Genomic DNA, 14,228 nt, shown 5'->3' with positions numbered 1-14,228 from the left:
AGGGCATGATGCGTTTTGTTTTCGCGCTGCCGGTGTGGCTGATGCTGGCCGATATGGTCTGCACGTTTGTGCTCAATGTGATGCAGTTTTTCGCGGCGGGGCGCGGGGCGGCGCGGCCTGCGGACGGGCTGCCGGTGTCGCCGGAGACGGCTTTTAACGGTTTGCAGGTGTTGGCCAACGGGGGGATGGTGCTGGTAATCGGCTTCGGCCTCTTGGTGCTGCTGCGGCTGAACCGCACGGTGCCGCGCGGCGAGGCGGTGCCGCTGGGGGTGTTTTCGGTGCTGGGGCTGCTGGCGGTGCTGGCGTTTTCGCTGGTGTCGGTGTGGGAATGGGGCTGGGCTTTGGCACGGCTGGCGGGGGGCGAGCCGGTGGTGTCGGCGGCCAATCCGCGTTATCTGGCGGCCGCGCTGTGCCAGCCGCCGATTGCCTTTTTGTGCCTGTGGCGGCTGGCGGGCTGGTATCGGCTTGCGCGGCGGCAGGAGGCGGCGGATTTTTACGACGGGGCGCAGTAGGCGGCGCACGGCTTATTTGAGTGATACAGGCCGTCTGAAAACGCGGTTTCTGTGCCGCCGACAGCGGATTTCGGCGGCGGAATCTGTTTTCAGACGGCCTGCGGGCTTTTTTTTCGTTTCAGGAGGACGCGATGACTTTGGAACTCTGGCTGGTGCGCCACGGCAAGACGGTGTTCAACACGCTGGGGCGTTTGCAGGGGTGGAGCGATTCGCCGCTTACGCCCGAGGGCTGCGCGGCGGCGGCGGATTTGGGCATGCGGCTGGCGGCCTCGGGCACGCGTTTTGACGCGGCCTTCGCCAGCACCGCGCCGCGCGCGGTGAAAACCGCCCGTCTGCTGCTGAGCCACGCGGGGCAGGAGGATGTGCCGCTGCGTTTTTCAGACGGCCTGCGCGAATGCTGTTTCGGCGGCTTTGAAGGGGAATATGTGCAGACGCTGTACGCGCTTTTGGCCGAGCGGCAGGGCTATGCGGACGCGCAGGCTTTTCAGACGGCCATACGCGGCGCAGACCGTTTTCTGTTTCTCGACGCGGCCGCGCAGGCCGATCCGCTGGCTCTGGCCGAAGACCACGAGCGTTTCGCCGCGCGCACCGCCGCCGCGCTGGAAGAGCTGCGCCGCGCCGCGCGGGGCTGCCGCCGCGTGCTGGCGGTGGCGCACGGCATGACGATTACCGCCATTTTGAAAAACATCGACCCCGCCGCCACGGAATACCGCAGCGTGCCCAATCTTTCCGTATCGCGCCTGCGCTCGGACGAAAACGGCGTCTGGCGCGTGGAAAGCGTCGGCCAAACGCTGTAAGAAGCCGTTTCAAACCTGCGTCGCGCCCGCCTTATGCAATGTGGATTTTGTGGCGGCAATCAGTTAAAATAAACATTATTCACTTAATAACGGACAATTCCGCAAAGGACACGGTTATGGGCAGTTACAAACGCAATTCCATCAATATCACCATGTTGCAGGCACGCGACGTGCTGCTGTCGTACTTCCGCCCGATATTCAACGGCGCGGGCATCACCGACCAGCAGTGGCGCATCATCCGCCTGCTGGCCGAAAACGGTACCATGGATTTCCAAGACCTCGCCGCGCAGGCGTGCATCCTGCGCCCCAGCCTCACCGGCATCCTCAACCGCCTCGAACAAAGCGGCCTGCTCATCCGCATGAAGCCCTCCAACGACCAACGCCGCGTGTTCCTCAAACTCACCGGCAGCGGCGTGCGCATTTTTGAAAACATCCGCGTGCAGGTGGACAAATGCTACGAAGACATCGAACGGCGCATGACCAGCGAAAAAATGCACAGCCTGCACACACTGCTCGAAGAAATGGCCGCCCTCAAACCGCAAGAGTCCGCCCCGAAAGCCTGATTGCGTTTTGCCGTGCGGCAGTGTCGGGTACAATCCCGCCTGCCGCGTTTTCGCGTTCCGCTGCGGCGCAACCGCCCCGAAAAGGCCGTCTGAAAAATTAAAAACACCGCTTCCGGCACACTTACCCCATGCCCCACCCCCTGCAACAACCCTTCCGCAACGCCATGTCCGCCTGCGCCGGCGGCGTGCACGTCATCACCACCGACGGCGAAGCCGGACGCTACGGCATCACCATGACCGCCGTCGCCCCCGTAACCGACGAGCCCCCCACCCTCATGCTCTGTATCAACAAACAGGCCGGCATCGTCCCCGTCCTGCTGCAAAACCGCGCCCTGTGCGCCAACGTCCTCGCCGCCGGCCAGCAGGACGTTGCCGAACACTTCGCCGGCCTCACCGCCCTCTCCCACGAAGAACGCTTCGCCTACCACATCTGGCACAGAGGCCGCCTCGGCCAGCTCCAAGTGGAAGGCGCGCTCGCCCACCTGCACGGACGCATCGCCGCCCAAAACGAAGTCGGCACCCACTGGGTGTTTATGGCCGAAATCGACGAAATCGCCCTCCCGCCCCACACCGCCGACACCCCCCCCCTCGTCTACTTCCGCCGCCGCTTCGCTACCCTCGCCTGAACCTTTCACACGGCCTCCAAATCCCCGCAGGCCGTCTGAAAACACCGCTTCGATGCAACCCGAACCTTCCCGCACACAAAAAGGAACACACCATGAGCGACACCCTCAAAGAAATCCTCGAATTCAACAACAACTTCGTCGAATCCGGCGAATACGCCCAATTTTTCAGCGGCAAATACCCCGAACGCGGCCTCGCCATCCTCTCCTGCATGGACACCCGCCTCTCCGAACTCCTCCCCCGCGCCCTCGGCCTCAAAAACGGCGACGCCAAACTCATCAAAAACGCCGGCGCAGTCGTCTCCCACCCCTGGGGCTCCGTCATGCGCAGCCTGCTCGTCGCCGTGTACGAGCTGCGCGTAAGCGAAATCATGGTCATCGCCCACCACGACTGCGGCATGCGCGGCATGAACCCCGCCGAATTCCTCGCCCACACCGAAGCCTTCGGCATCCCCGCCGACCGCATCGACACCCTGCGCAACGCCGGCATCAACCTCGACAACTGGCTCACCGGCTTCACCAACGTCGAAGACAGCGTCCGCCACACCGTCCAAACCATCCGCCGCCACCCCCTCATGCCCGCCAACATCGCCATCCACGGCCTCGTCATCCACCCCACCACCGGCAAACTCACCCCCGTAACCGACGACCCCGGCCACGGAGCGCAAAACCCATGAACCGCCGCATCGGCCTTTTCGGCGGCACCTTCGACCCCCCCCACCTCGGCCACACCCGCATCGCCCGCGCCTTCGCCGACCAACTCGCCCTCGACACCGTCATCTTTCTCCCCGCCGGCGACCCCTACCACAAAACCGCCCCCCGCGCCCCCGCCGCCGACCGCCTCGCCATGACCCGGGCCGCCGCAGCCGCCGACCCCCGCTTCGCCGTCTCCGACCTCGACATCGTCCGCAGCGGCGCAACCTACACCGCCGACACCGTCCGCATCTTCCGCCAGCACTACCCCGCCGCCGCCCTCTGGTGGCTCGTCGGCGCAGACAGCCTCGCCGCCCTGCACACCTGGAAAGACTGGCAGACCCTCGTGCGCCAAACCGGCATCGCCGCCGCCCCCCGCAACGGCTTCACCCCCACCGCCCTGCCCCAGCCGCTGCACCACTGGGCGGCGCAGGCACTCGCCGACGGCAGCCTGCACCTCCTGTCCGCCCCGCCCGACAACATCAGCTCCACCGACATCAGAGGCCGTCTGAAAACCGGGAAAAGCACCGCCGGCCTGCTCGACCCCGCCGTTGCCGCCTACATCCGCCGCCACGGCCTGTACACCGATGACACCGACACGCCGTGAAAACATTTGCGGCCGTCTGAAAAACGTTTTACGGATTTTCAGACGGCCTCCCCGTTGACGTAGGGTGTGTCTCCCCAAGGCAACGCACGCGTTTTCTGCCGCATCACAGATTGCGTCCCTCCGCCGCACAGCCTGAAACCGCGTGCGTGGCTTGCGCCACACACCCTACCTGCGGGACAAGGCCGTCTGAAAAACACCTGCCGGTGTTTTTCAGACGGCCTCTTTCCATACTGCCCGCCCGCCGCCGGGTTTCGCTCCGGCGGCCGCGCAGACGCAAAAAAAAACGGGGCTTGCGCCCCGCTTTGGTCAGATAACTTCCAATACGAAATACTGTTTAAGCTGTTCGTACACGTCGTCGCTGACGTTGATGCAGCCGTTGGTCATGATGCGGTCGGCGGCCAGCGGCGATTTGATGCGTTCCAAACGGCGTTCCGAAGGTTTGAGCGTCCACACGCGGTGCAGGGCGAAGAGGAAGTCTTTTTCCTGCTTGAAACCGATGATGTCGCCGCCGTAGCCGCGCTTGTCGGTTTTGTAGATTTTCATGTCAAACCGGCCTTTCGGCGTGGTTTTGCCCACCAGAACGGGATGGCATTGTCCGCTGTCGGCGAAGCAGAGTTCGGCATTGGCGGTATCGACCACCACTTTTCTGCTCTGTTTGAAATCATCGATGCTGCCGGAGGCGGAAGCGGTAAGGCCCGCGCCCAGCAGCATCAGTGCCCATAAGGTTCTCAACATCGCGCTGCGGTCTTACTGGCGGATTTTTTTCGCCGGGGCGGCTTCGACTTCGCGGATGATGACCTGCGGCTCGGCTTTGGGCGGCTCGGGCTGCGGCGGCGGGCAGACCGCGCCTTGCGGGAATACGGGATTCCAGTGGAAGCTGCGGGCGAATTTGTGTTTGTCGAAAATCACTTTGTACTGGCAGGTGGTGATGCCGTCCACGCCGGAGGTGTTGTCGGGATCGACGCCGACACCGGGGGTGTAGAAGTGGAAGAGGTAGTCCCATTCGCGCACGCCGTACATGCCTTCGTCGTAGTGCGGGCGGCCGAGGATTTTGTAGATGTCGTCTTTGGTCAGACCGGGGCGCATTTTGTCCAGCTCGTCATAGGTGGGGAAGGTGCCCCGGTCTTTGTTGAAGGTGAGGGAATAGGGTTTGGGGAACACGGGGTTGTCGGTCGTGCCCTCGGCGGTAATTTTGCTTTTGGTGGCGCAGGCAGCCAGGAGGCAGGCGGCGGCCAGTGCCGCGCCCGTTTTCAGAAATTGTGTATTTTTCATGTTTCAAATCCTTTAAGTTTGGTTTTCAGACGGCCTCTATTATAAAAGAGGCCGTCTGAAAACGTTTACGACATTACCACTGGTAGCCTACGGCAGCGGTGCCGCCGACATGGCCGCGCGAGTTGCCGGTTACGGTGCCTTTGATGATCCAGTTTCCGCCGTCGGAAATGCTGGAGTAGCCGATGGCGTAACCGCTTGCGCCGCGGTACACGCTGCCGCCGACGGCCATCATGCTCTTACCGGGCAGGTAGGCTTGAGGCAGACCGGCCACTGCCATCGCCGCAGCCGTTCCGGCTTTGGAGTCGGCCGCCACATCGTCAATTTTCTGGTTCAACTGGTTGCCCATGTTGACCACTTGGTTGTTGATGTTTTGGTTGATGGCCTGGTTGGTGTAGTACAGCTGGCTGCCGTTGATGGCGTCGGTGCTGGTGGCGGAAATCACGCCTGCGGCCACGCCTTGTACCTGGCGGGTTTCGCTTGCGTTGCCGACGCTGACGATGCCGACTGTGTCGCTTACGCCCGCAACATTGGCGTCGTTCGCACCCAGGTAGGTGTAGTTGCTGCTGCCGGATACGGCTTTATGTACGCCGGTGGTTGCGTCGGTGGTCGAGCCGGTTTGCGAGAAGCTGCCCGACTTGTTGCCCAAGAACGCGGAGTTGGCTTTGGTGGCGGTAACGTTGTTGCCCAAGACAAAGGTGTTGTCTGTGGCGACGGTGTTGTTGTTACCGACGCTGTAGCTGTTGGCTCCGTCCATAATGGTCGGGTCGCCGAACGCGCCGGAATTCGCTCCCGATACCTTGTTGCCTGTACCGATGGAGATGGAATTCTTGCCGGTTGCCTGCGCGCCTTTGCCGATGGCGATGCCGTTCTGGCCGGAAGCCACAGACTGGCTGCCCATCGCTACGGCATCCACACCGTTGCCTTTGGCCTGGTAGCCGATAGCAACGGCGTATCTGCCGGACGCGCTGGAATCCTCGGTGTTGGTGGCCTGGTCGATCTGGGTTTGTCCGTCGTTCACATGGAAGAACTTGATGCCTTGTTCGTTCATGTTTTTGATGGCGGAAATGACCGAGTTGTTGACGTACTCTTTTTGTCCGGAAACGTTGTAGGTTTTTAGGGCAACTTTGCCGGCGGGGGTCAGCTTGCCGGTGTTGTCGACATACTGGTTGTTGTCGCCGCCGAGGGTTTTGCTGTAATTGTTGGAAATATTGGTTACGTTGTTTTCAACCTGGGTCAAGTCGCCAACGGTCGCCGCATTGTTCCATTCTGCCGCCTTGCTGCCTTCGGCTTTGATCTGGGCGACGGTTCTGCCGTTCAAACCGCTGGCAACATTGGTAATCTGCTTGCCGCCGTTGCTCAGACCGTTTGCGGTCAGGTTCACGGTGTTGTTCGGATTACCGGTGGTCGGCGATTTGATGGTAACGCCGCCGTTGTTCACGGTGGTGTTGCCGGCGGTAACGCTGTCCACGTTCAGATCGCGTTTGAGGGCGACATTCACACCCGAAGCGTCGGCTTTGGTGGTGATGTTGCTGTCGCCGGTTACGGCTACCTGGCTGCCCAGTTTTTTCACGCCGGTTGTGCCGGTGTCGCCGGTGAAGGTCAGGCCTTTGGTGTCCAGCGCGTCTTTCGCGGCCGCACCTTTGGCGATGTCGGCTTTGGTTTTGGCCGACAGATCCACGGCGTAGTCGGTTACGTTGTTGGCGTTTTTCCTGCCTTTGGTAACGGTGAGGGCGGTAGAGCCGGCCGAAACGCTCGCCCCGTCGGCATTCACGGTGTAAATGCTTTGGCCGTTGCTGCCTTTGGTTTCCACAACGCTAGCAATATTGGTGCCGGCTTTGACTTCGGTTTTCGCCGCTTTCACCTGGCCGACGTTGGCTGCGTCGGTGTTGTTCACACCGGCGGCAACGTTGGTGATGGCTTTGTTGCCAGCGTTGATGCCTTTGGCAGAAAGCGATACGCCGCCCGCAGTGAAGCTGTTGGCTTTCAGATCGTTGGCGGTGGCCACTTTGTAAGTGGTGCTGCCGTCTTTGTTCTGAGTCGGGGTAACGACAATGTTGCTGCCCGCTTCAACTTTGTTGGCCGCTTTCGCTGCCGCCTGGTTCAACTGGGAAACGTTGACTGCATCGGTATCGGCTGTGCCCGGCGCAACATTGGTGATTCTGTTGCCGCCGTTGTTGAGGCCGTTTGAAGTCAGGCTCACCGGTTTCTTGCCCGCAGCTTTCGGCGTGATGGTAACGCCGTTGCCGCCAACTTTGGTCACGTTGCCCGCAGCGTCTTTGAACTCGGCGCTGGTCAGGTCTTTGAGCTCTTTGGCCAGTTTGACGTTCAACCCGTCTGTGCCGTTGGCTACTACGCCGATGTTGTTGTCGCTCAGTTTGGCCGCGTCAGTTACGCCGCCTTTGACGTTCACGGTGCTGCCCAGTTTGCGTTCAACGTTCGTGCCGCTGTCGCCTGCGAAGGTCAGCGGGTTGTTGGCAACGGCGTACAGCTGGCTGCCGTTTACGGCATCGGTGCTGGTGTTGCTCAGTGTGCCGGCTGCGACGTTTTTAACCTGTACGGGTTTGCCGCTGTCTTTGCCGACGAGGCTGACGGTGTTGGTCGGATCGGTGCTGGCTCTGCCGGTGTTGTCAACGTACTGCATCGGGGTGTCGAAGCTGACTTTGGTTACGCCGTCTTTGCTTTCGACTTTGGCGACTGTGCCTTGGCCGTTGGCGAAGTTGACGGTGTCGCCGTGGGTTACGAAGTCTTTCGCTACGCCGTTGCCTTGGACGGTGAAGCCTGCGTTGAGTACGTCGTTGACGGTCGCCGCATTGCTGCCGCCTTTGCCTTTGGTCAGGTCGGCACGGCTGCCGCCTGCCAGTGTGCTGACCGCTTTGCCGTTGGCTGCGTCTTTGAGGTTGTCTTTGACGTTGGCAAGGGTCATCGGGGCGGTGGTGCTGCCCGCGGCGTTGTTCATGGAGGCGATGACGTCGGCGGGTTGGATTTCGTTGCCGCCGGTTTGCGCGTCGTAGAATTTGTTGCCGCGTTTGTAGGCTTTGCTGCCGTCGGCTTTGGTGTAGACGACGGGCTGGGCAATGCTGTCGGCAATGCTGGCGCTGTCTACGCCGACGGTTACGGTGTGTTTGCCGTTGACGGTTTTGGCGGAGACGTTGGCCGCGCCTGTGCCGACAAATTCGACTTCGCCTGCGTTTTTAACCTGGCCGCTGAATGCCTGGCTTTCGTTACCAGTGGTTTTGTCGGAGCTGACTACCCAGCCCATGTTGGCCAGATCGCCTGCGGTGGCCGCGCTGGCTTTCTGGTCGGCACTCAGGTTGGAGAGGTCGAGCAGTCCGGCTGTTTTGGGTGTACCGGCAGGGTAGAGGTTCAGTGCGGAACCTACGCCGGTAACGGTGTTGCCGCCGTTGTTGAGGCCGTTTGAAGTCAGGCTCACCGGTTTCTTGCCCGCAGCTTTCGGCGTGATGGTAACGCCGTTGCCGCCAACTTTGGTCACGTTGCCCGCAGCGTCTTTGAACTCGGCGCTGGTCAGGTCTTTGAGCTCTTTGGCCAGTTTGACGTTCAACCCGTCTGTGCCGTTGGCTACTACGCCGATGTTGTTGTCGCTCAGTTTGGCCGCGTCGGTTACGCCGCCTTTGACGTTCACGGTGCTGCCCAGTTTGCGTTCAACGTTCGTGCCGCTGTCGCCTGCGAAGGTCAGCGGGTTGTTGGCAACGGCGTACAGCTGGCTGCCGTTTACGGCATCGGTGCTGGTGTTGCTCAGTGTGCCGGCTGCGACGTTTTTAACCTGTACGGGTTTGCCGCTGTCTTTGCCGACGAGGCTGACGGTGTTGGTCGGATCGGTGCTGGCTCTGCCGGTGTTGTCAACGTACTGCATCGGGGTGTCGAAGCTGACTTTGGTTACGCCGTCTTTGCTTTCGACTTTGGCGACTGTGCCTTGGCCGTTGGCGAAGTTGACGGTGTCGCCGTGGGTTACGAAGTCTTTCGCTACGCCGTTGCCTTGGACGGTGAAGCCTGCGTTGAGTACGTCGTTGACGGTCGCCGCATTGCTGCCGCCTTTGCCTTTGGTCAGGTCGGCACGGCTGCCGCCTGCCAGTGTGCTGACCGCTTTGCCGTTGGCTGCGTCTTTGAGGTTGTCTTTGACGTTGGCAAGGGTCATCGGGGCGGTGGTGCTGCCCGCGGCGTTGTTCATGGAGGCGATGACGTCGGCGGGTTGGATTTCGTTGCCGCCGGTTTGCGCGTCGTAGAATTTGTTGCCGCGTTTGTAGGCTTTGCTGCCGTCGGCTTTGGTGTAGACGACGGGCTGGGCAATGCTGTCGGCAATGCTGGCGCTGTCTACGCCGACGGTTACGGTGTGTTTGCCGTTGACGGTTTTGGCGGAGACGTTGGCCGCGCCTGTGCCGACAAATTCGACTTCGCCTGCGTTTTTAACCTGGCCGCTGAATGCCTGGCTTTCGTTACCAGTGGTTTTGTCGGAGCTGACTACCCAGCCCATGTTGGCCAGATCGCCTGCGGTGGCCGCGCTGGCTTTCTGGTCGGCACTCAGGTTGGAGAGGTCGAGCAGTCCGGCTGTTTTGGGTGTACCGGCAGGGTAGAGGTTCAGTGCGGAACCTACGCCGGTAACGGTGTTGCCGCCGTTGTTGAGGCCGTTTGAAGTCAGGCTCACCGGTTTCTTGCCCGCAGCTTTCGGCGTGATGGTAACGCCGTTGCCGCCAACTTTGGTCACGTTGCCCGCAGCGTCTTTGAACTCGGCGCTGGTCAGGTCTTTGAGCTCTTTGGCCAGTTTGACGTTCAACCCGTCTGTGCCGTTGGCTACTACGCCGATGTTGTTGTCGCTCAGTTTGGCCGCGTCGGTTACGCCGCCTTTGACGTTCACGGTGCTGCCCAGTTTGCGTTCAACGTTCGTGCCGCTGTCGCCTGCGAAGGTCAGCGGGTTGTTGGCAACGGCGTACAGCTGGCTGCCGTTTACGGCATCGCGACTCGTTGCACTGACCGATCCTGCTGCAACATTGGTGATTTTTTTGCTGCCCGCATTGATGCCGTTATTCTGGTCAATGCTGACACCACCGACAGTTACGGTATTAAACTGAACCGCGTCTTTGGTCGAGTAGGTTACTTTTCCGTCGGCAGACTGTTTCACTTTCAGGTTTTTGCCGGCAATCATTTCCACGGCATCGCCGGGGTTGACGATTTCATCGGTGGTTGATGCGGCATCTTTTTCACCCTCGCCACTGACTGCGGAAGTTTTCAGCGTGAAGCCGCTGCCGTTGATGGCTTTGGCAACTTCGCCGGCGGTAACCAGTTTGCCTGAGTCGGTCGCATTCGGCGCATTAACCGTACCGGTTGCCGAGTTGGTCAATGCAACGGTGCTTACGCCGACTTTGTACGGATCGGCGGCCGTACCTGTACCGCCCACGGTAATCGGGTTGTTGGTTGCCGCTTCAACTACGCTGGGCGTACCGGAAGCACCGCCGGCGATATTGCTGATGGTGAACTCACCCTTGTTTTGTTCGATTTTAATGCCGTTGCCCGCAGTAAATTTCACGATATCACCGGGGTTTACAAGCTCTTCGCTCGTACCGCTCACCTGACCCGTTCCGCTCTTGCCGGAAGTGGCGATGAAGCCGGAATTATTAATGGCTTTGGCGATTTCGCCGGCGGTAACCAGCTTGCCTGCGTCGGTTGCAGCCGGCGTGTTGACCACGCCGCGTGCAGTATGGGTCAGCGCGACAGTGCTTACACCGACTTTATAAGGATCGGTGGCTGTGCCTGTGCCGCCCACGGTAATCGGGCTGTTTGTTGCGGCTTCGACTTTGCTTGCGCCTGAGCCTGTGGCATTGATAGTGATTTTTTTGCCGGTTTGGCTGATGCTGACATTGTCGCCGGCTTCAAAAGTCAGGGTTTCGCCGTTGCCTACGTTCTCTCCGGCAGTCTGTGTACCGCCTTTGCTCGGAACGGTGGCGACTTTGAAGTTCTGCATCGCCGTATCGGCTTTGTTCAGGCTGGTTTTGGCATCTGCGGACAGATCCAATTCATAATCGGGCGCGGTGGCCGTGCCTTTGTTGTTAACTGTGATTTTGCTGCCTGTTGCCGGGGCGACTTTGGTCGGCGTGGTGTTTTTCACCAGATTGGCGACGGATTTCAACTGCGCCACGTTTACCGCATCGGAGTCTTCCGTACCGGCGGCCACGTTGATGATTTGGCGGGTATCCTGCTGCGTACCGACGGAAACCGCGCCGGACGCGCCTTTAACCGTAGCGGCGATGTTGTTTTTATCGGTATTGCTGGCCGCATCCAAAGCATAAACCTGGTTCTGCGCCACAGCGGCAGTGGACGTAGCTTTGACGGCAGTCGCATTGATGGCGTCGCGGGTTGCCTGCGAGCCGTGACCCAAGGCTACCGAGCCGTTGGATGATGTGGAGCTGTTGCTGCCGATGGCGATGCTGTTGTCGGCTGCGGTATTGGAGCTGCTGCCGATGGAAATGGCATTTTGTTTCGAGGATACCGCGTTTTGACCGATGGCGACGGTGTATTCGGCGGTGGAGCGGGCATTCGAGCCTACGGCAATGGAATCCTTCTGCTCGGCGCGTGCCTGTCCCATGGCAATCGCATGTGTGCCGGCGGCATAGGAAGTATCGCCGATGGCAATCGCACCTTCGGATTCGGTTTTGGCTGTCCCCGCGCCGTTGGCAGTGGATTCCTTTTCAACGGTTGCATTACCGATGGCAATCGAGCTTGCGCCCTTGGCTTTGGCATTGATGCCTGCGGCCATCGCCTTCGCGCCGGTCGCGCCGTCGTTGTTGTAGTTGTTGTCGGTAGATGCGCCGTTTACATGATAGAAATGTACATTGCCGCCGGAAGAAGAGATGTTGGCAATCTGCGTTTGCAGGCCGCTGGCCACGCTGTAAAGCTGGCTGCCGTTGATGGCATCGGTGCTGGTGGAGGAGATTTCGCCCGGGGCAACGTGTTTGAGCTGGCGTTCGGCATCTTTCGCGCCGACGGAGACTTGGTAGCCGGTGGCGTTTACTTTGCCGACAAAGCCGCCGTAAGTGGTCGAGCCGACAGTGGCCGTGCTGATTTGTTTGGCTTCGGTGGCCGTGCTTGCGCCTGCACCCAAAGCGACGGCTTTGTCTTTGTTTGCCGTAGCGTCCGTACCCAATGCAACGGCATCGCTGACGGTGAGCTTGGCCGCATCCGTGCCTTTCAAGGCGTTTTTGCCGATGGCAACGTTGTTGTCGCCGGTTACGTATGAACCTGCGTTTACTTGACCGAAGAAGTTGTTGTTGCCGGTTGCGCCCAATCCGGCCTGGGTTGCCAAGGCAACGTTGGTACTGCCGTTTGCACCCGACAACGCGCGCGCACCCAAACCGATATTGTTGCTGCTGGACTGGTTGGCTTTGCCTAAATCTTTACCGGCTTCCCAGCCGATCAACACGGAATCGTTAATATCGCGTGCGCTATGACCTGCACTGACACCGATCATAACGGCGCGGGTGTTGGTGTTTTTGGTGGTTTCGTCGGAAGTCAGACCTGCGCTTGCGCCAATGGCAACCGCAGCGACAGCTTTCGCTTTGGCATTGTTGCCGACCGCGATGCCGTTAGAGGCGGATGCGGCGGCGGTATTGCCGATTGCCACGGCATTTTCACCTTGTCCGGCGGCGGTATTGCCGACGGCCACGGCATTGTTTCCCGCACCGTTGGCACTGTCGCCGATGGCTACGCTTTTCTCGCCAGTGGCTTTGGCCAGATGGCCGTAAGCAGACGCACCGTAACGCGCTTCGGACGAATTGCCGACAGCCGTACCCCAGCCGGCCGCTGTGGAAACAGCACCGTCGCCGACGGCAACGGACGACTGACCCAATGCCTGTGTCGCCTGACCCAGCGCGGTTGCATTTGCACCCGAAGCCTTACTGGTCGTACCAACGGCGACGGAGTTGGTAGTGGTTGCCTGGCTGTTCGAGCCGATGGCCACGGCACTCAGACCTTCGGCCTTGGTTTCCGTGCCGATGGCTACGGCATGTTCGATTGCCTTGGTTTTCGCACCGACGGCAACGGCTGCCAAACCTTCGGCATACGAAGTCTGGCCGATGGCGATGGATGCGTCGGAAACGCCTTTGGTGTTTTGAGTGGTTGTCGGCGCGGTCTGGCTGACTTTCGCATTGCTGCCGATGGCGATGGAATGCTCTGCCAACGCATTGCTGTCCACGCCGACGGCAGTTGCGCCGGTTTTTGACGCTTGCGCATTAGTTCCTGCCGCAAACGAATTGGTCTCGGAAGCCACTGCTTTCAGGCCGATGGCCGTTGCATGGTCTTTTTTAGCCTGCGCACCGACACCGACCGCCACTGCGGCCGCGCCTGTGGCCTGCGACACCATGCCTGCGGCAATTGCACCGTCGGCTTCCGCGTGGGAATCCGCACCGATTGCAACGGAGGCTTTGCCGGTGGACTGCCCCATATGACCCAAAGCAATCGAACCGCGTCCGCTTGCCGTGGTACTGGTAAAGCCGATTGCGGGGTCGGAAGCGTCTTTGGTGGTAACGCCTTCCACAGTAATCGGCTGACCGGCGTAATTGCGCCATGCATCTGCCCCGGTATATTTTCCGGCGGACGTTTTACTGTCGTTATTACCCAAATCGTCGCCACCGATGGCAATCGAAGCCTGTCCGGTCGCATAGGTTTGCGCACCCAGCGCGACGGATTGGCTGTTGGCGACGCTTGCCTCACCGATGGCAACCTGCTGACCCATTGTATTTGCCGCAGTGCTGGCGTTTACATCCGCTATTGCCTTGGCATCGTTACCAATGATAACGGCAGCTTCGCCGTTGGTTTCGTTTTTCGCTCTCGCTCCCAATGTGATTGTGTACTTGCTTTTGGCCGTGCTGTTCACGCCCATGGCGATGGATTCGTCGCCTTCTGCGGTCGCACCGTTTCCCCATTTAAGCCCTTCTGCCTGCACGGCGGCAGAGGAAAGCAGTGCACCGGCCACGGCAACACTCGCTATGGCGGTTTTACTGGATTTGGACTTCCCTTTCGCCTTGGCAATTTCGGCCACGGCCGTCCATGTGTTGGTCGTTTCATTGTAAACAGTACGATAGATTTTGTTCATTTTGACTTCCTTTTTGTTAAAACTTTTCTGCCGCCGGCACCTGCCGTGTTTTGCCACGGCG

9 protein-coding genes are annotated in these 14,228 nt (G+C 60.2%); 6 read left to right on the top strand and 3 right to left on the bottom strand.

The window, feature by feature from the left end:
* Window positions 1-5: 5 nt before the first annotated feature.
* From H3L91_RS01465 to nadD, 6 genes are all read left to right on the top strand, one after another.
* Window positions 6-512 (top strand): hypothetical protein, encoded by a 507-nt coding sequence (locus H3L91_RS01465; protein WP_007341642.1) that lies wholly within the window; start codon window positions 6-8, stop codon window positions 510-512.
* 131 nt (window positions 513-643) lie between these two features.
* On the top strand, window positions 644-1,309 hold the full coding sequence (locus H3L91_RS01460; protein ID WP_007341641.1) for a histidine phosphatase family protein: 666 nt from the start codon (window positions 644-646) through the stop codon (window positions 1,307-1,309).
* Window positions 1,310-1,425: 116 nt separating this feature from the next.
* Window positions 1,426-1,872 carry a homoprotocatechuate degradation operon regulator HpaR gene (gene hpaR, locus H3L91_RS01455; RefSeq protein ID WP_040658561.1) on the top strand — a complete coding sequence of 149 codons (447 nt, stop codon included), beginning with the start codon at window positions 1,426-1,428 and terminating at the stop codon, window positions 1,870-1,872.
* A 128-nt stretch (window positions 1,873-2,000) separates the two neighbouring features.
* Complete coding sequence (gene hpaC / locus H3L91_RS01450; protein ID WP_007341639.1) at window positions 2,001-2,498, top strand: 4-hydroxyphenylacetate 3-monooxygenase, reductase component; 498 nt, start codon at window positions 2,001-2,003, stop codon at window positions 2,496-2,498.
* Window positions 2,499-2,590: 92 nt separating this feature from the next.
* Entirely contained in the window at window positions 2,591-3,172 is a 582-nt protein-coding gene (locus tag H3L91_RS01445) for a beta-class carbonic anhydrase (RefSeq protein WP_007341638.1), read from the top strand.
* A complete protein-coding gene (gene nadD, locus H3L91_RS01440) occupies window positions 3,169-3,795 on the top strand; it encodes a nicotinate-nucleotide adenylyltransferase (protein ID WP_007341637.1) in 627 nt (208 codons plus the stop codon). The genes H3L91_RS01445 and nadD overlap by 4 nt, the downstream gene beginning before the upstream one ends.
* 306 nt (window positions 3,796-4,101) lie before the next feature.
* Here nadD and H3L91_RS01435 read toward each other — a convergent pair whose 3' ends face one another.
* The 3 genes from H3L91_RS01435 to H3L91_RS01425 form a co-directional block, all read right to left on the bottom strand.
* Complete coding sequence (locus tag H3L91_RS01435) at window positions 4,102-4,530, bottom strand: hypothetical protein (RefSeq protein ID WP_007341635.1); 429 nt, start codon at window positions 4,528-4,530, stop codon at window positions 4,102-4,104.
* A gap of 12 nt (window positions 4,531-4,542) precedes the next feature.
* Window positions 4,543-5,067 carry an outer membrane protein assembly factor BamE gene (locus H3L91_RS01430; RefSeq protein WP_007341634.1) on the bottom strand — a complete coding sequence of 175 codons (525 nt, stop codon included), beginning with the start codon at window positions 5,065-5,067 and terminating at the stop codon, window positions 4,543-4,545.
* 73 nt (window positions 5,068-5,140) lie between these two features.
* Window positions 5,141-14,167, bottom strand: a complete 9,027-nt coding sequence (locus tag H3L91_RS01425) for an ESPR-type extended signal peptide-containing protein (RefSeq protein WP_182109855.1) — start codon at window positions 14,165-14,167, stop codon at window positions 5,141-5,143.
* Window positions 14,168-14,228: the final 61 nt, after the last annotated feature.

The sequence above is a fragment of the Neisseria bacilliformis genome (assembly GCF_014055025.1).
GTDB classification, from domain to species: Bacteria; Pseudomonadota; Gammaproteobacteria; order Burkholderiales; family Neisseriaceae; genus Neisseria; species Neisseria bacilliformis.
This window is presented reverse-complemented; position numbering and strand designations above follow the sequence as displayed.